The organism is Virgibacillus sp. W0181 (assembly GCF_051846915.1).
Taxonomy (GTDB): Bacteria; Bacillota; Bacilli; order Bacillales; family Amphibacillaceae; genus JBPYCR01.
The window spans coordinates 98,601-121,462 of record NZ_JBPYCR010000007.1 but is presented as its reverse complement, the minus strand read 5'-3'; the positions used below and the strand labels follow the sequence as shown (position 1 = coordinate 121,462).

Sequence of the window (22,862 nt, the reverse complement as noted above, 5' to 3'; positions counted from 1 at the left end):
GTCAAGGACAAACAGCTGCCGCTGTGGCTCAGAGCAATTTATACAAAAAGAAAAATTTCCTGAATTTACCTATAAGCTAGCCGTTCTACCAGAACAAGGGCATTTACACAAAATTATTGACACTCCCCAATAATGGTTGATAACAAGATCAAATATTTAACCTTATCCCTAAAGAGGTAAAGAGTTAAAGACACCCATTACCTGATTGTGCCGCTGCATTTTAAATAAAAATCGTTCACATTATGTGTGTAATTTTAATAAACATCTGTTTGTCACCTAATAGAATTATTCTTTCAAAGATATAGAAGGTGTTATTACAATAACATTTGCAATAACACCTTCTTTAAAGCTTATTTTTAATAGTTTCAACACAATAATTTAGTTAAATTTATTACCTATAAACAGGAGTATCTAAATGTAACGTATATGATCCTATTTCTTGATAAACTTTATACATTGTATGAGTTTGCTTTGATGCCCATCCTATGTCAGTTGCATATTGACTGCCGAAAGCACCAGTAGCATCCATAACTGCGGGATTCCAACGCATTTTATATAAAGTATTTAAACCACTTTGCACATACTTTTCGTGTACAAATTTCGCACCACCTACAATTGCCTTGTATGGAGTAGTCCATCCTGCTTCATATGCATATGCTGCCCCACATTCTATTGGACAAGAATCATAGGCACCAGTGCCATACATGTTATAAACAGTTTTTCCTTTATACTTAACCCCTTTTGCCAGTGTAGAAGATCCATTTCCTGTTTCTAGAAATGTGTGCGACATTAAGTATACATCATTAATACCATATAATTTTCCAGCATCTATAAACGCCTGTCCTTCACCAGCAAGAATTCCTTTACCACGTAAATATTTGTTTAATAATTCAGCTGAAGCCCCACTGTAACTTGATATATTCAAGAACTGAAATTGTTGTTTAACATCATTCAAAAAATTGTTTGGATCAAGATAATACAAAACATCTTTAGGACTAGCATGGACCCATTGTTTGTGCTGATATGTTATTGCATACCAGCCATCGTGTTCATCCAACACTTCAACTTTTGTTCCATCTGAAAGTTGACCTATCACACCAAAACTGGTTCCTGCCCCGCTTCTCACGTTAAGAACACTTTTAACATCAACTCTGTTGTCCTTACTAATATAGTTTTTTGAAACCCATGCGTATTTCTTATCCGTTTGTGGAGTGGCTTTCATTTGTATATCTAGCGCCTTATTTAAAGTCAGGTTGTAGTTTGTATATATATGAGTTGTTTCGTTTACATTGTATGCTTGCACCCAGAGTAACTGGCCGTCTATGATGCCGCGATACCAAATTGCTTCTCCTACTTTTTCTGTTAGTTTAATTTTGAATTGTTTATTTTTATATTTGGAGAGATTTCTAATAACTACATCCTGGCCTGCACCCCATGCATCTGTGTAGGCCCATCCTGATCCCTTTAAATAATAAGTCTTTTCTTGGTGATCTACTTTCACATGATCTTGTGCCCACATATCTTCTGCATTTACCCAGCCAACAACACCATATGTGCTGCTCGCTACAGTACTTATTAAATAATAATACTGATTATTAATTTCTACCTGCTTTTTTATATAAAACACTTTGTCAGTATGCTCGGTTCCTGCCTGAAAACTCGTGGAATCGTCTCCAATAGTTTTATAGATTGTTGCTTCAGAACCATCTATGCGACCCAATTTGCTTGTGTCACTCTCTTTAGGTATTGCGACATTATAGGCCTGTACCCAAAGTAGCTGACCGTTTATCATGCCACGATACCAGATTGCATTGCCTACTTTTTCCGTTAACTTAATTTTAAAAGCCTTATTTTTATATTTAGAGAGATCTTTAATAACAACATCCTTGCTTGCTCCCCATGCATCTGTGTAAGCCCAACCTGTACCTTTTAAGTAATATGTTTTTTCTTTGTGATCAACTTTCACATGATTCTGTGCCCACATATCTTCTGCTTTCACCCAGCCAACAACACCATGAGTGCTGCTTGCCACAGTACTGATTAAATAATAAATTTGGCTATTAATCTCTGCTTGCTTTTTAATATAGAAGATTTTATCAGTATATTGAGATCCTGCTTGAAAACTTGTTGAGTCATCCCCAATAGTTTTATAGATGGTTGCTTGGGAACTTTGAATACGACCTAACTTGCTTGTGGAACTCTCTTTTGGTTTTACAACATTGTATGCCTGCACCCACAGCAATTTACCATCAATAATTCCGCGATACCAGATTGCATTGCCTACTTTTTCTGTTAATTTAATTTCAAAAGCCTTATTTTTATATTTAGACAGATCATTAAAAACAACATCCTTGCCTGCTCCCCATGCATCTGTGTAAGCCCAACCTGTACCTTTTAAGTAATATGTTTTTTCTTTGTGATCAACTTTCACATGATTCTGTGCCCACATATCTTCTGCTTTCACCCAGCCAATAACACCATGAGTGCTGCTTGCCACAGTACTGATTGAATAATAAATTTGGCTATTAATCTCTGCTTGCTTTTTAATATAAAAAATTTTATCAGTATATTGAGATCCTGCTTGAAAACTTGTTGAGTCATCCCCAATAGTTTTATAGATGGTCGCTTGGGAATTTTGAATTCTTCCTAACTTGCTTGTTGAAGTTTCTTTTTTGTTTGTTGTGTTTATAATTTTACTTGATGTACTAACCATTTTGCTTGATGTGTTTTCATTTACTTTAGAAACATTATTAGCTTGTACCCAGAGCAGCTTTCCCTCGATAGTACCTTGATACCAAATTGAATTACCTACTTTTTCCGTTTGATTAATTTCAAAAGCATTATTTTTATATTTGGATAGATTATCAAGGACAACATCCTTGCCTGCTCCCCATGCATCCGTGTAAGCCCAGCCCGTTCCTGTTAAGTAGTATGTTTTTTCTTTATGATCAACTGTCTCTACACTTTGCACCAAAACATCTTTCTTTTTCACCCAGCCGACAACTCCCTCAGTACTACTTGCTGCAGTACTGATTAAATAATAAGTTTGGCTATTAATCTCTGCTTGCTTTTTAATATAAAAGACTTTGTTAGTATACTTAGACTCTGCCAGAAAGCTCGTTGAGTTCTCCCCAATAGTTTCATAGATTGTTGCTTTGGAACTTTTTATGCGTCCTAATTTGTTTGTGTCGCTTTCTTTGATAGTTAATTTAGTAGACTGATTACTTTTCTTTTCATTTACTTCTTGATCTTCCTTATTGTTATCCTTACTTTCTTGTTTAGAGATAGACTTTTTTTCATTATAATTTTCATTATGGGTTGCACTTTCTTCAGTGATATCCTCTTTGGCATTACTTTCTTTTGTTTCTTCTGTATCTACCTCCTTATTCGTTGAATTATTTTGAGCTGGATTCGAGCCGTTCTTAAAATCAGCTTTGTTTTCATCATTTTCAATAGATTCTTCATCTTCACTAGATTTAAGTTCCTGATTTGTCTCATCTATTGTTTTATCAACTGCCGAAGCCTCATTGGATAGTAGTAAATTAAATAAACATAACAATATAGTAAAAATATAAAACTTTCTCATCATATACCTCCTAATAATTTTGTTTAACACTCATAGTTTTACCGCTGTTTAAAGACCTCTTCATAAACACGTTTACTTGAATTCCCATCTTCTAAATAGCAGTATTTTTTATGGAAACATTCTATCGGTTCTGTTATATCTGAACTATTTTTATGGACCTTTTTTATTTCCTCAATCACCCCTTGCGTTGTCCTCACTAATGGACCTGGAGCCTCGGTATCGAAATCAAAATAAAATCCTCTCAGCTTATCACGGTATGTTTCTATATCGTACACATAAAAAATCATTGGCCTTTTTAGAATACCAAAATCAAAAAAGACTGAAGAGTAATCAGTAATGAGTATATCAGAGACAATATACAAGTCACGAATGTCATTGTAAGAAGAAAAGTTATAAATAAAACCCTTATAGGATGTTAGGTCCATTTTTTCAGCCACTAAATAATGTAGTCTCAATATAATGATATAATCATCCGCTAGTTCTTTTTTCATTTTGTCTAAATCCATTTGTAAATCAAACTTATATTGACCAACTTTGTAAAATTGATCATCCCGCCACGTAGGTGCATATAAAATCACTTTTTTATTTCGAGGTATATTCAAACGATATTTAATTTGTTTGATTTTTGTAATGTCATTAGCATAAATTAAAAAGTCATTTCTAGGATATCCGGTCTCCAGTACTGTTCCTTCATAATGGAAAGCTCTCCTAAATATATTACTTGAATATCTATTAGGAGATATTAGGTAATCCCATTTACTTGCTTCTTTAAGAAAATTTCTTTTATATAATTCCGTATTTGTTCCAGGCATATGTACCTCTGTCATATCAGCAGCTAACCTTTTTAAAGGAGTACCATGCCAAGTTTGTATATATACAGTGTGATGAGGTTTCGGAATCCATAAAGGTAATCTGCTGTTTGATACCCAATACTTTGACCTTGTCATTAAGAAAAGCCATTTAATGGAGAAGCGTTTTGCATAAGGGATTTCAGTATCCCGAAACTGATCGACAGATTCACCGCTTACACTCCAATACATTCGAAAACCTGGCTCATTTTCAAGTATATATTCATAAAGAGCTCTAGGATTATCGCTATACTGCTTTCCAAGAAAACTTTCAAAAATAATCATCTTATCATTTTTGGGTAGCACAAACCCTAAAATTTGAAATGTTATTTTATATACCCTGAATAATATATTTTTTAATGGCTCCAATAGTCTCACCCGCAAACTTCTCTGTAAAACAACTCCATAGCTTCTTGATTATACTTCACATAGTCAAATTTTTTATATTGAACATTTTTATAAAGAAAATCATACATCGCTTGTTCTAGGCTTGTTTGATCGTTATCCACTAAATTACCTAGACCATTTGTCAATACACTTTTGATTCCAGTTACATCCGTTCCAATCACATGTTTACCCAGCACTAGCGATTCTAAAATTACTAGCCCTTGCCCTTCATAATGGGATGACATAATAAAACAATCACCCCTGTTTATTAAACCAAATGGATTTTCTATTTGTCCTGTAAAAATGACATCATTTTCTAATTTTAGTTGTGTTACTAAGTCGTTTAGTTCATTAAGTAAAGGACCTGATCCAATGATATATAACTTTATATTTTTTTCACTTTCCTTTTTAACTTCACTAAAAGCCCTAATTAATTTAGTTTGGTCTTTTTCAGGTGACAATCTAGCCATGTTAATGAAAACAACCTCATCATCTTCTGGCCAGAGTACACCTTCAACTTTATAGTAACCACTTCTGTTTACCTTTTCGGTTATGTAGTACGATTTGTTCTCTAAATCCTTAATTTCATAATTATCTTTAAGAAATAAGACCCTTTTATAATCGATTAGGTTGTTTACATAGACCATTTTATTTTTATAATTAGGAATATATCTGGACAAATTTTGTTTATTGGTTTCATTTGAAGATTGAGATACGGAAATCACTTTATCAAAATATTTATATAACGAAAAAATGACCTTTAAGTTGTTTTTATGTTTGTCTTTTCCATTTATTTTTTTATGATATTCCTGCATCATATCGTTGTGTAAATATATACTTTTCTTTTTTATATCGCTAAACGCAAATAAAGTAGACCAAAGTTTATTATACCCACCAAAATCAATGACATAATCATATTCTAAATTCCCAAGCAGTCTTTTTATTTCTGATTTATACATATCCTTTGGGGCTAATTTTTGAATTACTTTTGAATACAATCCTTTTCTGTTGGCAAGATTATGTTTATAATAATCCTTTAAAGACATGTTCCAAGTACCTATATGATAAATTACTCTTATATTTGGATGAAGCTTTCTCATATTAGCAATTTGACTTTCATTTTTCTTTCCAAAATCAATTACAGTTAAATCATATTTTTCGTGGTCAATATACTTAGATAAATTAATGGCTGATATTGTAATACCGTTGTCATAAAAGCCGCCACAATACAATAACAATTTCTTTTTACGATTTGTTGTTTTGTATTTAAGGCTACTATCTTTCCCGCCAAAAACAGTTTCTATTAAACGCTCAGTAGCATGACCATCATCAAGATAATTATATTTTTTTAAAAATGTTTCATATTTGTGCTGAAACACTTTTGTAACTTCAGATATATTTTCAATAGTATTGGATAATTCATTAATATGATGGCATACAGGCCCCGGTAAATCTTCGAAGTTTATATAGAACCCTCTTTCATTCTCATACTCCTTTTGATCATACGCATAAAATATAACAGGCTTTTTAGTAGGTAGAAAATCAAAGAAAATACTGGAGTAATCTGTAATTAAAATATCTACGCAAGCTAAAAGTTCGTTTGTATCAATCCAGTTTGGAACACATATATGCTCAAGTTTTTTTTCTTTTAGATAATTGAAGACAAAATAATGTACTTTTAAAACAATATTATATTCATTTGAAAATTTTTCCCTTAACAATTTGATTTCTTCATATATTTTTTCTGTTTCTAACCTCTGATTAGCTTCACTTACCCCTCTCCAAGTAGGCGCATAAAGTATTGTTTTTTTATCATCGTCTAAATTTAATCTGCTTTTCATTTGTTTTTCATTTGTATTTAAAGTTAAATCAATTCTAGGATATCCGGTTTCTAAAATATAACCATTATAAATCCCTTCAATATCATGAGATTTCAGAAGGATATCTGAGGTGAATTTATTAGGATTCACAAAATAATCAGCATGTATAAAATTTCGTAATATATTGGCATGGCTACTTAAACCTCCGTTTTTAATATCCATACCCATTTTTTTAAATGGTGTCCCGTGCCATGTATTAACATATATTTGATGCTCTCTTTTTTGGAAATAATAAGGAAATGATGTATTGTTTATAAGGTACTTTGCAGTCGCTAAATACTTTGCATATTTAAGCGTGTGAATCTCTACAAATTCAATATTTTTATCACTCAATTCTTTTATACACGGGTTTTCATAACTATCTATCGCCCACACATGTTTGTAATTACGATATTTTTTGTTGTTAATCAATCCTTTATAAATTGCATAAGCATTACCTGTAATGTTTTTCCCGTGATAAGATTCATATAGAATTATGTTATCTTTAACGGATAATTTTTGTAGATACCTGGAATACTTGGCTTTTAATTTAAAATTAGGATCAATTAAGTAATCAATTAGCGGTTTTACGGCTATCTTAAAAATTCTTTTTAATTCTTTATATTGTTTTATCGCTTTCTCTGCTCTTCCCATATAAATCCTCCTAGGTTACAATTAAAGCCTTATTATGGAACATATAGTCGACCTTATAACTTTGTATCCCTTAATGACTGTTCCATAAAATCCATTATTGGCTTTCTCAATTCCTCATGCTGTAAGGCAAATTCTATTGTTGTTTTAACAAAACCTAGCTTCTCACCGACATCATACCTTTTTCCTTGAAAATCATAAGCAAAAACTGATTGAATTTCATTTAAATTTTGGATAGCATCTGTTAATTGAATTTCACCGCCTGCACCAACTTCTTGACTCTCCAAAAAACTAAATATTTCTGGTGTCAAAATATAGCGTCCCATAATTGCTAAATTGGAAGGAGCTGTTCCTTGTTCGGGCTTTTCAATGAAGTTTTTAACTCGATAACGTCTTCCATCTTTTGTGATTGGCTCAATTATGCCATACCTATGTGTTTCATCTTCCGGAACTTGCTGAACTCCTATTATCGGGGATCTAGTATCTTCATGCTCATTAATTAACTGTTGTAAACATGGTACCTCATTTTGTACAATATCATCACCTAACAACACAGCAAATGGTTCATCCCCAATGAACTTACGTGCACACCATATAGCATGACCTAACCCTTTTGGTTCCCGTTGCCGAATGTAATGGATGTTAGCTAAACTTGATGAATAACGAGCTTTTTCCAGCAAGTCATACTTTTCTTTTTCCAACAAATTTTGCTCCAGCTCTGGAGCACTGTCAAAATGATTTTCTATTGCTTGTTTACCTTTTCCAGTAATTATAATTATATCTTCTATACCTGATTCAACAGCTTCCTCAACAATATATTGAATAGTAGGTTTGTCGATTATTGGTAACATTTCTTTAGGCATTGCTTTTGTAGCAGGTAGAAACCTAGTTCCTAATCCTGCGGCTGGAATGATTGCTTTTCTGACTTTATTCACTTATGATCCCCCTATGGTTTCATACAATCTTTATACTGAGTTTATAATTTATTCTTAAATGCTTTATGCTATCAATTATAACATTACCATATATCGGAAAAATATTATCTCTTTTATCGACAATATTATACAACTTTTTCCTTAAAATGTCTTTAGCTCATTCGTACTTATTTATAATACCCTTTATCCGTAGTATAATTAAAGTAGTTTAAACAAATAGTAATTAAATTGTAAAATATTCACATAGCCTTTTGTGTTTTATTATTGTATTATGTAATATAGTGTAGCATATTCCTAGACGGAGGTTTAACAATGAAAAAAGTACTCACATATGGAACTTACGATTTACTTCATACAGGACACATTAATCTTCTGCGCCGTGCGAAAGAATATGGGGATTATTTAGTTGTTGCTATTTCCTCAGATGAGTTTAACGCCATTAAAGGGAAAAAGGCATACTACTCGTTCGAACAACGGAAAGCTATTTTAGAGGCGATTCGCTATGTGGATGAAGTTATTCCTGAGCATAATTGGGAACAAAAAGTAACAGATGTAATAGATAATGAGATTGATGTTTTTGTGATGGGGGATGACTGGAAAGGTGATTTCGACTTTCTTAAGGAACATTGCGAAGTCGTTTATTTGCCAAGGACTGTCGGTATTTCAACTACACAAATTAAAAAAGATTTGAATAACACAAGCCATGGTTAGAGAGGCAGCGATCAGTGTCTATCTATCTATATTTCGTATTTTATTTAATTTCCTCAAGATTCTCCCTCAAAAAAGGAAAACAGTTTTTGTAGCCTCTTTTGGCGGAAACGTTTTGTGTGCCATGGATGAATTGGAAAAGCAAACAGATGAGCAAATTGTTGTTCTCAAAACGGTAAAGTCTGCAATAGATTATGGCTACAATTCAAATAGAATCTTGCTAGACTTTGATTCCAGCAATCTAGTTTCTTTTCTTAAATCAATTTACCATTTAGCTACTGCCCGGTATATAATTGCAGATAATTATTACGGGTTTTTGGCTGTGACCAATTTTAAGTCGAATGTGAAATGTATCCAGTTATGGCATGCTGCTGGTGCGATTAAACAATTTGGATTGAAAGACCTGTCCATTAAAAAACGTCCGGATCGTGCGTATAGACGTTTTAAACAAGTGTATAACCGTTTTGATCATGTGGTTGTTGGTTCAGAAAAGATGGCGGCAATATTCAATGAAGGCTTTGGACTAGCTAAAGAAACATTTTTGCGTACTGGCGTTCCTAGAACAGACTTCTTTTTTAGTGAGTCAAAGATAAAAAATGCACAACAATCATTACGGGATAGCTTTCCAATTGTTGAAAATAAGAAAGTTATTTTATATGCTCCGACATATCGTGATAATGATTTACAGTCGCCGAAATTAATGTTGGATCTCGAAAAAATGTATCGTGAGCTGAAGTATGACTATGTGTTATTTTTGCGACTTCACCCTGCGGTAGATGGGACATTTGAAAATAAATATCCCGGGTTTATATACAATGTGACGAATTATCCAAGCGTTAACAAATTATTAACGATAACAGATATATTGATTACGGATTATTCATCAATACCATTTGAATTTTCGTTATTAAATAAGCCGATGATATTTTACGCTTACGATATTGAGGAGTATTCGAAGGCAAGAGGATTTTGGGAAACTTACGAAGAACTTGTACCGGGACCAATTGCAAAGACAACAGACGCCCTCATCCAAATTATTAAAGAAAATAATTATGATATTGATAAGATAAGTAAATTTGCTGCTGAATGGAATGAATACTCAGTAGGCCGTTCTACTAAAAATTTAATTAAGACAATTTATCGTACGGATCAAAATCAATCAACTTATAAAGTCCGAGTGCAAGTTTAATTGCCTCGGACTTTTTTTGTTTCTTATAATGCTACTCATCACTTCTTTCCTTTCTTCTGAATGGTTTTATAAGAAAATCCAACACCGGCCGCTTCCCACCCATAACAAGCCCGGCGATTTCAGCAAGTATATGAACGAGAATGAGAACAACGCCGGTAATGATTAAGGAAACGGTCAAGGATGCTTCACTGAATAAAATGGCCATGATACCAAATAAGGTGCTGAAAGCATAAATAATGAGGACGGTTTTTCGGTGGCTGTAGCCGGCTTTCAATAATTGATAATGAATATGTTTATTATCGGCACCCATAATTCTCTCTTTATTATATGCTCGGCGAACGATAGCAAATAACGTATCAAAGATCGGAATGGCTAGCACAATCACTGGGATAATAAAGCTGAACAGGGCAATATTTTTAAACAGGCCAAGCATGGACACGACAGCAATCATATAGCCGAGAAAGTTGGAGCCTGTATCGCCCATATATATTTTTGCAGGATAAAAATTATGGTATAAAAATCCAATGTTGGCGCCAATTAACACGATACATAAGTATGCAGCTACGATCTGCATGTCGATGATTGCCATGACGAGCATGCTTGTAAAAGCGATCGTCGTTACACCGGTAGCAAGCCCGTCCAATCCGTCAATCAGATTTATGGCATTCGTAATTCCGACAACCCATAGTAAGGTAATGAGGACGCTGGCAACGCCCAGATCAATCATGCCGATCATTGGCAGTGTGATTCGTTCAATGATGAGTCCCGATGAAATAAGGAACGAAGCGGCAATAAGCTGCCCGGACAACTTGATGACCGGACGAATACTGTAACGATCGTCGAGTGCCCCGGTAAGAAGGATGACAAAGGCACCGAGCACGATTTCCGGCAAATGTTCATGGCGTGGTTGTAAATAAAGCGCACCGAAAAATGCACCTAGGAAAACGGCTACTCCTCCAAGGCGCGGTGTTGTTTTTGTATGTATTTTGCGGAAGTTGGGGAAGTCAACAACGCGTAGTTTGATGGCCAGTTTTTTGATTGGATAAGTGAATAGAAAAGATAACAATAGTGCAATGAAAAATGCGATTACTAAATCAATATAGTTAAACATGGTATTCTCCTTGATCGTGCGGTTTCATACGGGTTTCGGTTTTAATATTTTTTATGCAACTTAATATTCGGTCAGTTGCGTAAACAGAGCAGCAAACTGGGCGAAAGTGAATCCATTTGCCGCTTGGATGAGGCTTAGTCAAATAATAACAGCGGTATGACAGGTGTTTTATGCTATGAACTCTCGGCAGCATATTGTAGGTTGTTCTAAATTATAGCGGATTCGTGTCGAAATATGCAAACAATAGCGGGATTTCGATTGGTTACAGGAGGTCAGTCAAATTAAATTGTGGAACGATTGGGCTGTTGTGAATCGTTCCGGTCTTTTGGCCAACGTCTGTCGGTTATTACCAGAGGCACAAATCCCCCTTCTCAATCATAATAGACTACTAGTCAGCACTGCATTTATACTGTATGATAAAATCAGCTTTTAAAGAGAAAATGGAGGTATGGGGTATGCTAGGACGATTTTGGATCGGGTTGATTCTTATTTTGTTCGGTGTCGGTTTTTTATTACAGCAAGCGGATATGTGGGACTTTTTCAGTGTGTTTTCTACGTGGTGGCCGCTTATTCTAATTGGTGTTGGCATTATTCAATTAACAAATCGAGCGATATCCGGGCTTCTGGCTATAGGGATTGGTGGTTTATTCCTAGTTAACCAGTGGGTAGACGTTAATTTGCTCGCCTATTTATGGCCGCTCATTTTGATTCTTGTTGGTTTGGTATTTATTTTTTCGCGAAATAGCCATGTTAAAAATTCGCTTCATTCAGACCGGTCTATTCAATCTTTATCCCTATTTTCCGGAACAGAAATAAAAAGTCAATCACAACAGTTTGAAGGTGGGAATGTTACTGCTATATTTGGCGGTGCGGAAATCGATCTGCGAGATACAGCTATCTCAAGCTCAGGTGCTGCCCTGGATTTAACAGCTTTATTTGGCGGAATCGAGATTAGGGTTCCCGAAAATGTGCGCATTGAAGTTACTGGCATGCCCATCTTTGGTGGTTGGGAAAACAAAACGAGACAGACGGTTGATAAGGACGATAATCTTCCGCTGCTTCGGATTAAATGTGTCGCGGCTTTTGGTGGCGTCGAGATTAGAAATTAACACTTAATTATTCATAAGTGTTGATTTCCTATAACAAACTATATTCGATCCGCGTCCTCATTCGCACATGAGACTTATATGTGTCCAGCTTGTTTAGTTGCACGATTTAGCTGCTTCCATGGCTGTCTTTGTTTTCTCACATCCATGGAAGTGGACTCTTTCTAACCCTCATCGATAGTTCAATTCCCTTTTAAGACGACATTTACTTCTTAAGTATGTTTCACTTCTAGCGAGACGCTTGGGGGAAGTAGTAATCGTCTTTTTCTAAATTAATCCTTCCCAATTCCATTCATTATAAATGAAACGGTCCGTTTGATTTCAACTTCCTCATCCCAATCTATCGTTGGTTGTAGGATAAAACGACTAATGGTCAGTCCGAGAATGGTCGGTACAATCATGCGAACGATGCTTTCATTTGGTATATTCATCAGCTGGCCCTTTGCTTTAAAATGATCGATGGTTTTATTTAATGCAGGATAAACTTTTTCCGTAAATACTTTTTTTAAGGCTTCTTGGATTTCCGGGTGGAAGGCGAGCTCCTGTAACAGAATTTTTAATAACGGAATATTTGCTTCGGCAAATGCAAAGCGATTTTTTATAAAATGATATAAAACGTCATCAAATCGGTCATAAGTTTGTTGAAAAACTTCTTCGACAAATTGGTCGGCATAAAAAGGGGCGGAAAATTTAGTTAACCCTGGAATGACGATGGAAACGAGCAAGTCTTTTTTTGTTTTGTAGTGGCGGAAAATCGTTCCTTCTGCTACACCTGCTCGTTTTGCAATTTCACTTGTTGATGTTGCATGATAGCCCTTTTCGGCGATCAATTCGATTGCAGCCTCCACAATTTTTATTTGTTTTGGCGTCATATTTTCTGATTGCTCCATCGTTTCCAGCATATGTTTTAGTATGGAATCATCGGTTGCCATTTATATTTCCTCCTGTAAGTTAGTTACTCTTCAGCATGTGGCTGTGCAACTTTTATTATTTAGACCGCTTCAAGTAGTTAGTAATAGCCCCTATAATGGTCGATGTCGTTTTAACGCGATGATATTCAGTAAAATAAACAGGAATGAAAACCCCATTAACACGGCGATATCCAACATAACATAAGATAAATCTTGTCCGCGAATCATAATTTCTTTAAGTGCGTTTGCTCCGTATGTCAGTGGCATTACTTTTCCGATGGCATTAATCCATGCTATTGACTCGACATGGAACAAGCCGGCGAAAAATACTTGCGGGATAATTACTACCGGGATAAATTGAATCATTTGAAATTCGTTTTTTGAAAAAGCTGATAGCAGTGTTCCAAGGCTTAATGCAGTTATTGCCAATAAAAATGTGATGACGAGCACCGCAATAAATGACCCGCTCATGTAAAGGTCGAGAACATAGATCGAGAACCCCGCAATTATGATTGATTGTATAATAATGAATATGCCGAATCCACTTAAATAGCCGACAACAATTTCCCACCGCTTTAAAGGTGTTGCGAGCAGTCGTTCCAACGTCCCCTGTGTACGTTCGCGTAAGAAGGAAACGCCGCCAATTAAAAATACGAAAAAGAATACAAAATAACCTATAAGAACCGGCCCTGTCTGATCAAATAAGTTAAGATCGGATGATCCGTGGAAAAAATCGATGTCTCGACTGAATGGGCTTGGGTTCATTTGATCTGCTGCTCCGTTCATTACTTTTTGAACAGCTGATGTCGCTGTTGGGTCGCTTCCTTCCATCATAATATTCAAAGTCGAATTATCTACCATTACATGGGCATCGACAGTGCCGTTTTTTAATGCGTTTTCCGCTTCATTTTTCGTTAATGTTTTAATTGATGAGTCTTGATTTTCCAACGCCGTCTCCAGTTGATTTGGTACGTCCGTAACTGCAATGACAGGCTCATAAGGATCTAAATCCAACACAAGCCAGAGCAAGGTCATAACTAGCAATGGGGCAATCATCATTAGTGCAATGCTCCGCTTATCTCTAATAAATTGCTGAACAATTCGTTTAATAATTGCGCGTATACGCATGATTACCACCTCCAAAGTTAAATATTAATGTATTGTGATTGGTACGTTTCTGGTAGTGAGTAGTTGTTTTATCATGGCGCTTTGTTCATCGAAATACCATTTTGCCGATTATCATTTTAAACAGAGTAGCTGGCGCTTCCAAAGTATAAAAATGCCTCTTCCAAGGTTTTCGTGTTGCTCCGCTCTTTTAATTCTGTTGGACTTCCTTCTGCGGTTACATACCCATCCCGCAATAATGACAGTCGATCACATTTTGCTGCTTCATCCATGACATGTGTTGTTATTAATATGGTCGTCCCCTGCTTTTGAAGCTCCTTCAATTCCTCCCATATCGAGGCGCGCAAAACTGGATCTATTCCAACGGTAGGTTCATCAAGAACGAGCAGCTGCGGTTCATGTAACAGAGCAATAGCGAGGGACATGCGGCGCTTCATCCCACCAGAATAGTGTTCTACTTTTTTATCCAAATGTTCGGTTAGACCAACGATATTAGCTACTGCATGAATACGTTCTTTCTGTTTTGTCTTTCGTATTTTATAAATGTTGGCAAAAAAACTTAAATTTTCCCGACCGGTAAGTTCGCTGTATAGTGCATCTGATTGTGCCATGTAGCCAACGTTTTGCATTACGTTTAGTGATGGAATTTTTTCGTCATTAATACGTACCGTTCCAGCAGTTGCACCTAAAAGCCCAATAATAATTTTTACGAGTGTCGTTTTCCCTGAACCCGATGGACCAAGCAGCCCAAAAAGTTCTCCTTTAGAAACGGATAGATTGATTTCTTTTAAAACTGATTCCGTCTTAAAACTTTTTTGAATATTTCCGAGTGTAATAAATGACATGTTTACCCTCCTTGTTATTGAAGTTTTATTTTAATGAGTGATTACTCACTTTTTATTTTATATGATTCTTCCTATATTGTAAATAGTTCCATTTTATTTTTATTCATTTATGAAAAAGGTTTTTTTGGCATTGCACTGTCGTTCGTTCGGGTCCTGCCTACTGTCAACTCGCCCCCTATTTGCAACGAGGTCTATTTTATGGCATACTAGTTCTGTAATGCATTACATGTTCAAAAGACGTTTTGAGCATTTGGCTTATCGCCAAGTACAATTTTATAGCTTTTATGTGGGGGAGCTGGTTATGCTGGCTGAGATTGCATCCTTAAGATGCTAACCCTTTGAACCTGATCTGGTTGGTACCAGCGGAGGGAACATTTCATATGTATCTTAATGTGAATAACCGATGCGCTAAAGGCCGAACCTTTGGCGCATTTTTATTTTGTTCGGGAAAATATAATTCCATGACTTCTTCAATCCATTGATCAGTGTTCGGGTTAATATACGACTCACTTTGCCAAATTAAACATGACAATCAGCTAAAACTCTAGTGATCTATCATCGTTGTTTTTGTAGCAGGTGTTTGCATATTGGGCCATATCCGCAGCTTTTATACGGATTAGTTAGGTTGAGCTCAATGGCAGGTCTCATTGCTGGCAGATGAAGGAACAACTCCACATAAACGTGTAAACAGGTTGAAACATCATAAGGAGGAATACAGTTGAAAAAAGTTTATTCGTTTTTATTTATTTTTGTACTTGTATTGATGGCGGCGTGCGGGGATGATAATGAGAACACAAATGAATCGTCCGAAGACAATGCCGATAACGCTGAGCTAACACCGGTGAAATTTGCACTGGACTGGACACCGAATACGAACCATACGGGAATTTATGTTGCCAAAGAAAAAGGATATTTTGAGGAACAAGGATTGGATGTAGAGATTTTACTACCCGGAGAAGTAGGAGTTAATCAGCTGCTTGCTGCAGGGAAAGCGGATTTTGGGGTTAGCTACCAAGAAGGTTTAACGCAAGCACGTTCGGAGGGGTTGCCGATTGTTTCAGTTGCAGCAGTGATACAACATAATACTGCAGGCTATGCTTCACCAGTAGAAAAAGATATTACCGAGCCAAAAGATTTCGAAGGGAAAAAATTTGGTGCATACGGCTCTGATTTGGAAAAAGCGATGATGACAACATTGATGAATAATGATGGTGCAGATGTAGAAGAAGTTGACTTTATTACGACCGGTGATTCCGACTTTTTCGTCGCTGTAGAAAGGGACGTTGATTTCTCACTCGTTTATTACGGCTGGACTGGAATTGAAGCAGAGCTTAGAGGTGTAGATTTGAATATGGTTTATCTTGCCGATTATTCCGATAAGCTTGATTTCTATACGCCAATTCTAGCAACGAGCGAGGATATGATTGACGCAGACCCGGAAACAGTAAAAGCTTTTACTGCGGCTGCGGTGAAAGGATATGAATTTGCGATTGAAAACCCGGAAGAAGCTGCGCAAGTTTTAATTGATGCTGAGCCTGATTTGGATCCAGAATTAGTTAAAAGAAGTCAAGAATGGCTGTCACCTCGATACCAGGATGATGCGGAGCGTTTCGGTATTCAGGAACAGGAAAGATGGCAAAAGTTTGCTGACTTTCTACTAGACAATGAAATTATTGATGAAGCAGTAGATGTAGACAAAGCATTTACGAATGAATTTTTACCTGAAGATTAAACTGTTAAAGTCAGGTGAAATAAAAAATAATTTTTATTATAAGCTTGAATTGTGAAACGGGTTTTATAACGATTGTATAAATTGGATAGCGTGCTTGGCGGGTCATAAGAAAAGCGCAAGCGCCCTGCCTAGAAACGTAGCGACTGGACTGAAGCAACTAAGATAAAGGAATCACGATGAGCACCGCGAATCGATGATGACTTTCACCCGAGGGCATAAGGGCGACTAAGCCTCTGTCTAAAGCCAATCGGCAAGTCTTCTTTATCGCAAGGCGCTGCAGGAAGTCGCCTAGTTTCTGGGCGCTTAAGCTAGACAGCTATACACAATGTTATATACATTCTAATCTTATAAAGAAAAGCACGCTTGTCTCTTCATATATAAAGGTGGTGGTTAAATGGCTAATGCGTTGTTAAGCATTCAAATTATTCCTAAAGTAAACAATGAAGACGTCTATTCATTTGTTGATGAAGCAATTGCAGTAATAGACTCGGCAAATGTGACATTTGAGGTACATCCAATGGAAACGACGATGGAAGGTGAATTATCAGAGCTGTTGAAAATCGTCCAACAAATGAATGAAAAAATGGCAGAACTCGGTGCACCGGGGGTTATTTCACAAGTGAAAATTGCATATCAACCAGAGGGGATCTCGATGAATAAACTAACGGAGAAATATCAATGAAGAAAAGCATCTTCGTAAAAAGTTGGCGGCCGATTATTGCAATTATCCTTTTTATTGGATTATGGGAAGTAGCTACGCGTATTTTTTCTATTGAAGATTGGCTGCTTCCCGCCCCTTCTGATATTGTGCGGGAGGCTAAAGACGTTGTCCCAACATTCATGCCACATTTGACTTCCACCATTCAATTGTCTATTTCAGGTTTTTTGATTGGAACGACGGTTGGACTTGGTGTTGCAACGATCTTGCATTTATTGCCGCGTGTGCGGGAAACGTTTTTTCCGTTTATCATTTTATCACAAAACATGCCGATCATCGTGCTGGCACCATTGCTTGTCATATGGTTTGGCTTTAATGCTTTGCCGAAGCTGATAATTATTACGCTCGCATGTTTTTTCCCGATTGCCGTTTCAGCGTTGAGCGGGTTTACGCAAACAAGCCGTGAGTTGGTTCATTACATGAAAATGATGGGGGCGAGTAAGAGACAGTTATTTTGGAAGTTGGAACTTCCACATGCGATTCCTTCCGTATTTTCCGGCTTAAAAATTGCGGGAACGTATAGCGTCATGGCGGCGGTTGTATCCGAATGGCTTGGCGCGCAGAAAGGGATCGGCGTCTTTATGACTTTGGCTGCTTCATCCTACCGTACCCCGCGTGTGTTTGTTGCAATCATTGTTGCGATGGCATTGAGCTTATCCTTTTTCGGTCTGATTTTATTGCTGGAAAAGTTTTTCATTCGGTGGCAGCGGAAAGGAGATGATGCATAATGCTGGAGTTGCGTCAGGTGAGTAAATCTTTTGGCGACAAGCATGTGTTGAAGGAAATTTCCATGCAAGTGGAGGATGGTGAACTTGTCTCATTAATTGGTCCATCCGGGAGTGGTAAAAGTACATTGTTCAGCCTTGTCGGAGGATTGCTCACTCCCGATAGTGGTGATATTTATTTAAATGAGGAGCAAATTACAAACAAAAGCGGATTTATTAGCTATATGCCGCAGCAAGCTTCCCTTTTTCCATGGCGGACGATTCTAGATAATGTGTTGCTTGGCCAAGAGCTGCAAGGAGAAAAAGATGCCGAGCGTGCAATTGCGATGTTGGAGAAGGCTGGGCTTGGAGATGTTGTTCATGCCTATCCCCATGAGCTTTCCGGCGGCATGATGCAACGTGCTGCTTTTATTCGTGCGTTGCTAAGTCCGCAATCAATTATGTGTCTCGATGAACCGTTTTCTGCGCTCGATGAATTTACGCGACTGGACATGCAAAAATGGTTGTTATCTATTTGGGAAGAGCATGATCAGTCAATTTTGTTTATTACCCACAGTATAGATGAAGCATTGTTTTTATCGGATAAAATTGTTATTTTGTCTGCAAATCCGGCAGAAGTGAAGGAAGTTGTAAATGTTCCATTTGCCCGACCGAGGGATGAAGAAATTTTATTAACATCGGAATTTTTACAATGGAAAAAGGATATTATTAAAATAATCCAAGGCGATATGCATTAGTGCATTGCCTTGGATTTTTAATGTAGATGGGTGGGTGTTTAGCGTAATTTTATTTCGGTGTTAATTAGGCTATCGGCTTAAAATGATTATACTAAGGTGAAGTGCCCTGCCACCGCTTTAAGGAGTATATTGGTGCGTCGGTTACACACGTTTTTCTCATGGTGATGTCCTCTAACCCTGACGCGCGATCCCCTTTTTCAATTTAAATAACTCCCTTATTATCCATTTTAAAAAGCTGTTGCACCATTGGCGACAACAACTTTTTTGATTATTCTTCAGACAAGTACATTATTGTGTTCAATAAAACTTGGGTCCCTTTGCCACAGTCTTCTTTGCTGCTCCATTCAGTTGGGTGGTGGTTTTTTCCGTCTTTCGAACGGACAAATACTATACCGAAATTTGTTATTTTACCGAGTACAAGTGCGTCGTGTCCGGCACCGCACTTCATTTTATGTGCCGGCAAAGAAGCGTCCCAGCAGGCCTTTTCCATTTGTTTAATTACCTCAGGAGAGCAGGCGACAGGCCCTATGTCCAACTTAATATCCGTTTGCAGTTCAACATTTCTTTGTTTGGCGATCATTCGCAGTCTTTGGATTATTTCTTTTTTCATTTGTTGACGAATTGCTTTATCGGTATGCCGGAAGTCTATTGTAAATTCAACGGCTTCGGGAATGACGTTTGTTTCGCCCGGTTTGAAATTCATTTTTCCGACAGTGGCTACTCCTTCCCATTTGACTGCAATTTTTTCAATGAGAGGAAGTGCGACGGCCATAGCAAGCGATGGATCCTTCCTCAAAGACATTGGGGTTGTGCCTGCGTGATTAGCTTCACCGATAAAAGAAACGTTCATTAGTGCAGGGCCTCGTACGTCTGTAACAATGCCGATTGATAAGTCCTCCATTTCTAAAATTTTGCCTTGTTCAATATGAAGTTCGACATATGCTTTTATTTCTTTTGGATGTCGAATTGCATTCCTATATTCCTTCGCATTTAATCCGGCGTGGGCAAATGCTTCGGCATAGGTAACTCCATTTACATCCGTCATCTGAAAATGCTCCTCGTTCAAATCACCGATCATTCCTTTGCTTCCGATAAAACCAGAGCCAAATCTAGCTCCTTCCTCGTCGGTGAAAGAAATAATTTCTAGAGGGTGAACGAGCGTTACTCCTGATTCATTGATCGTGCGTGCGACTTCAATTCCTGCAAGAACACCAAGTGCTCCATCGAACATGCCTCCTTGAATGACGGTATCAATATGTGAACCGGTAATGACGGCCGGCCTTGTATTATCTGTACCGGATAATCTTCCAATAATATTTCCTACAGCATCGATGCGCACATGAAGTCCCGCTTCCTTCATTAACAGCATAATGTACTTCCTTGCTTCCATATCCGCTTCGCTGAAAGATAGTCTTGTTATACCGGTACGATCATCATTGCCAATTTCCGATAGCTCAAGAATCGATGCCCATAGCCGGTCTCTATTAATTTCATAATTCTTTTGCATCGATTCACCTCCTGCAACTTCCTATACTTGACGTATCATCATTTGTTTCACAACCTATATAAGAAAAGCGCAAGCGCCCCGCTTAGAAACGTAGCGACTGGACCGAAGCAACTGAGATAAAGAAATCACGATGAGCACCGCGAATCGATGATGACTTATCGTAAGGCGCTGTGGGAAGTCGCCTAGTTTCTGGGCGCTGAAGCTAGACAGATATGCGACAAATTTTATACATTCTTATCTTTTAAAAAAAGAAGTCTCCTATATTGATAAATTATGCTTTTCCTCGCACTTTAGGCGATTAATTACAGTGGAAAGGAAAACAACTGCATTCATTCAAGCACTTACATAAATAAACTTGGAACCCAGAGTGTTAAGGACGGAATGTATGTCACTAACAAGACAACAACTGCTCCGACAAAGAAAAATGGTAGTACATCTTTGATTGTTTCTTCCATATCAATTTTCGCGAGGTGAATCGATATGTACAATGTCGATCCAACTGGCGGTGTAAACAATCCAAGCGCCAACGTACAAAGCATAACAATCGCAAAATGTATTGGATCCATGCCGATCGTTTGGGCGATCGGAAAGAAGATGGGGATGAAAATAAATAAATTCGGAACGAGCTCAATAACCATCCCGGCAAGTAACATGACGACTACAAGCAACAAGATGAGCCCCCAATCAGCAACACCAAGTCCTAATAATAATTCCCCGAGCATTTTTGGAATTCCCTCCGAAATAAGTACCCACGTAAAGATCGTGGAAGTACTCACAATAAACATAACAATCGCCGTACCGTACACTGCTTCGACGAGGGAATCAACAATCTTTTTGAAATTCAATGTACGATACACAACTGTACCGACTAGAAATGCATATACGGCTGCAAGCGCTGCTGCTTCAGTAGCTGTTGCAATCCCAAATACAATGACATAAATTAAGACAACCGGAAGGATCAATGCCCAAATCGCTTTTCGAAAGCTGACGACAAACTCGGAAAATGTTGCACGTTTTTCTTTCGGATAGTCTCTTTTTACGGAAATAAAAATCGTCAAAAATAAAAATGCGACACCGATCATAACACCTGGTATAACACCGGCTAGGAACATTTCCGCTACCGATAAATTAGCAAGCCAAGCGATGATGATCATTGTGCTGCTTGGCGGGATAATAATTCCTACAACCGAGCTGGATGCATTAATTGCGGCTGCGAAAGGAGATGAATACCCTTTTTTCTTCATTTCTGGAATTAATACACTTCCAACAGAAGCTGCATCAGCAACAGATGAACCGGACACACCGGCCATTCCCATACTCGTTACAACGGAGACACAACCAAGTCCACCCGGTAATTGACGAGCCATTGTATCTGCCAGGCTAATGATTCGTTGAGCAATACCTCCATGGACCATTAAACTACCTGTCAAAATAAAAAACGGGATCGCTAAAAAAGCAAAAGATTGCGAGTTAGAGAAAAATTGCTGTGCTACCATGGATAGCGGAATCCCTTCTACCATCATATACATTAATGCGGATGCCCCCATTGCAAATGCGATAGGCACACCGAAAAACATCAAGCCAAAGAAAGCTAAAATCATTACCCAAATCATGTTATTATTCCTCCTCTAACGCAAGGTCTTTTTTTACGATCATCAAATACAATTGATATACAATAACGAGGGTAATACCGATAAATGCTGCGGTAATGGAATAATGCAACCATGCTTTGGATATTTGCAAAACAGGGAGACGCTGTGATGCGGAAATGTTAAATAATTGTACACTCGATATAATCATATATACAGAAAAATAAAGCATAATTAATTTCGTAATAAATATCGATACAACTTGCATTTTTTTCGGCAAGAAGTTTCTGAAGTAGCTAACTGCAAAGTGTCCATTATCCTTCGTTACAATAATTGCAGCCAAAAAAGCCATCCAAGGGAATACGATTGCAGCCAGTTCACTCGTTTGTTTAACCGGCGTATTTAAAAAGTAACGACTAATAACTTCAAAAGAGACGATCATTGTTAATAAAGCCATCAATATATTCGTTATTATACGTACAATAGATATAAACTTATCGATCATGTGTAACCCTCCCTCTTCTAATTCCTTCATTTAAAAGAAATAGAGACGGCTTGCTCCGCCTCTATTTCTTATTTTCTTATTTCGGTAC

General features: G+C 37.2%; 17 protein-coding genes, 1 pseudogene and 1 riboswitch. Of the genes and pseudogenes, 7 read left to right on the top strand and 11 right to left on the bottom strand.

Features of this window, described 5'->3' with window-relative positions; genetic code table 11:
* Positions 1–391: 391 nt before the first annotated feature.
* The 4 genes and pseudogenes from ACLIBG_RS05005 to galU form a co-directional block, all read right to left on the bottom strand.
* Positions 392–3,586: a GW dipeptide domain-containing protein gene (locus ACLIBG_RS05005; RefSeq protein ID WP_439311632.1), complete on the bottom strand. Its 3,195-nt coding sequence runs from the start codon at positions 3,584–3,586 to the stop codon at positions 392–394.
* A gap of 38 nt (positions 3,587–3,624) precedes the next feature.
* Positions 3,625–4,815 (bottom strand): annotated as a pseudogene (locus ACLIBG_RS05000) (CDP-glycerol glycerophosphotransferase family protein); the annotation flags it as partial.
* Positions 4,809–7,334, bottom strand: coding sequence for a CDP-glycerol glycerophosphotransferase family protein (locus ACLIBG_RS04995; RefSeq protein ID WP_439311630.1), 2,526 nt, complete (start codon positions 7,332–7,334; stop codon positions 4,809–4,811). The gene ACLIBG_RS04995 and the pseudogene ACLIBG_RS05000, both read right to left, overlap by 7 nt.
* 53 nt (positions 7,335–7,387) lie before the next feature.
* On the bottom strand, positions 7,388–8,266 hold the full coding sequence (gene galU, locus ACLIBG_RS04990) for a UTP--glucose-1-phosphate uridylyltransferase GalU (protein ID WP_439311628.1): 879 nt from the start codon (positions 8,264–8,266) through the stop codon (positions 7,388–7,390).
* A gap of 312 nt (positions 8,267–8,578) precedes the next feature.
* Between galU and tagD the strand changes: the two genes are divergently transcribed.
* Together tagD and ACLIBG_RS04980 are read left to right on the top strand one after the other, a co-directional pair.
* Positions 8,579–8,977, top strand: a complete 399-nt coding sequence (tagD, locus tag ACLIBG_RS04985) for a glycerol-3-phosphate cytidylyltransferase (protein ID WP_439311626.1) — start codon at positions 8,579–8,581, stop codon at positions 8,975–8,977.
* Positions 8,970–10,163 carry a CDP-glycerol glycerophosphotransferase family protein gene (locus tag ACLIBG_RS04980; protein WP_439311624.1) on the top strand — a complete coding sequence of 398 codons (1,194 nt, stop codon included), beginning with the start codon at positions 8,970–8,972 and terminating at the stop codon, positions 10,161–10,163. Before tagD ends, ACLIBG_RS04980 begins: the two co-directional genes overlap by 8 nt.
* Before the next feature lie 31 nt (positions 10,164–10,194).
* On the opposite strand, the gene ACLIBG_RS04975 is transcribed toward ACLIBG_RS04980, so the two are convergent.
* A complete protein-coding gene (locus ACLIBG_RS04975; protein ID WP_439311623.1) occupies positions 10,195–11,274 on the bottom strand; it encodes a glycosyltransferase family 4 protein in 1,080 nt (359 codons plus the stop codon).
* Between the two features lie 455 nt (positions 11,275–11,729).
* Here ACLIBG_RS04975 and ACLIBG_RS04970 point away from each other — a divergent pair, with 455 nt between their 5' ends.
* Complete coding sequence (locus ACLIBG_RS04970) at positions 11,730–12,383, top strand: LiaF transmembrane domain-containing protein (protein ID WP_439311622.1); 654 nt, start codon at positions 11,730–11,732, stop codon at positions 12,381–12,383.
* A 269-nt stretch (positions 12,384–12,652) separates the two neighbouring features.
* Here ACLIBG_RS04970 and ACLIBG_RS04965 read toward each other — a convergent pair whose 3' ends face one another.
* The 3 genes from ACLIBG_RS04965 to ACLIBG_RS04955 all read right to left on the bottom strand — a co-directional run bounded on the left by ACLIBG_RS04965 (position 12,653) and on the right by ACLIBG_RS04955 (position 15,261).
* The gene (locus ACLIBG_RS04965; RefSeq protein ID WP_439311621.1) at positions 12,653–13,312 is read right to left on the bottom strand and encodes a TetR/AcrR family transcriptional regulator; all 660 of its coding nucleotides are present in this window, start codon (positions 13,310–13,312) and stop codon (positions 12,653–12,655) included.
* 90 nt (positions 13,313–13,402) lie between these two features.
* Positions 13,403–14,419, bottom strand: a complete 1,017-nt coding sequence (locus tag ACLIBG_RS04960) for an ABC transporter permease (protein WP_439311619.1) — start codon at positions 14,417–14,419, stop codon at positions 13,403–13,405.
* Positions 14,420–14,535: 116 nt separating this feature from the next.
* On the bottom strand, positions 14,536–15,261 hold the full coding sequence (locus ACLIBG_RS04955; RefSeq protein WP_439311618.1) for an ABC transporter ATP-binding protein: 726 nt from the start codon (positions 15,259–15,261) through the stop codon (positions 14,536–14,538).
* A 278-nt stretch (positions 15,262–15,539) separates the two neighbouring features.
* A riboswitch (TPP riboswitch) is annotated at positions 15,540–15,649 on the top strand.
* Positions 15,650–15,979: 330 nt separating this feature from the next.
* Between ACLIBG_RS04955 and ACLIBG_RS04950 the strand changes: the two genes are divergently transcribed.
* The 4 genes from ACLIBG_RS04950 to ACLIBG_RS04935 all read left to right on the top strand — a co-directional run bounded on the left by ACLIBG_RS04950 (position 15,980) and on the right by ACLIBG_RS04935 (position 19,173).
* The gene (locus ACLIBG_RS04950) at positions 15,980–16,993 is read left to right on the top strand and encodes an ABC transporter substrate-binding protein (protein WP_439311616.1); all 1,014 of its coding nucleotides are present in this window, start codon (positions 15,980–15,982) and stop codon (positions 16,991–16,993) included.
* 394 nt (positions 16,994–17,387) lie between these two features.
* Positions 17,388–17,675 carry a thiamine-binding protein gene (locus ACLIBG_RS04945; protein WP_439311614.1) on the top strand — a complete coding sequence of 96 codons (288 nt, stop codon included), beginning with the start codon at positions 17,388–17,390 and terminating at the stop codon, positions 17,673–17,675.
* On the top strand, positions 17,672–18,439 hold the full coding sequence (locus tag ACLIBG_RS04940) for an ABC transporter permease (protein ID WP_439311613.1): 768 nt from the start codon (positions 17,672–17,674) through the stop codon (positions 18,437–18,439). The genes ACLIBG_RS04945 and ACLIBG_RS04940 overlap by 4 nt, the downstream gene beginning before the upstream one ends.
* Positions 18,439–19,173 (top strand): ABC transporter ATP-binding protein, encoded by a 735-nt coding sequence (locus tag ACLIBG_RS04935; protein ID WP_439311612.1) that lies wholly within the window; start codon positions 18,439–18,441, stop codon positions 19,171–19,173. The genes ACLIBG_RS04940 and ACLIBG_RS04935 overlap by 1 nt, the downstream gene beginning before the upstream one ends.
* A gap of 268 nt (positions 19,174–19,441) precedes the next feature.
* Here the strand turns inward: ACLIBG_RS04935 and ACLIBG_RS04930 are convergent, their stop codons facing one another.
* From ACLIBG_RS04930 to ACLIBG_RS04920, 3 genes are all read right to left on the bottom strand, one after another.
* Positions 19,442–20,680, bottom strand: coding sequence for a Zn-dependent hydrolase (locus tag ACLIBG_RS04930; protein WP_439311611.1), 1,239 nt, complete (start codon positions 20,678–20,680; stop codon positions 19,442–19,444).
* A gap of 341 nt (positions 20,681–21,021) precedes the next feature.
* Positions 21,022–22,293 (bottom strand): TRAP transporter large permease, encoded by a 1,272-nt coding sequence (locus ACLIBG_RS04925; RefSeq protein WP_439311610.1) that lies wholly within the window; start codon positions 22,291–22,293, stop codon positions 21,022–21,024.
* Positions 22,294–22,297: 4 nt separating this feature from the next.
* A complete protein-coding gene (locus ACLIBG_RS04920; RefSeq protein WP_439311609.1) occupies positions 22,298–22,774 on the bottom strand; it encodes a TRAP transporter small permease in 477 nt (158 codons plus the stop codon).
* Positions 22,775–22,862: the final 88 nt, after the last annotated feature.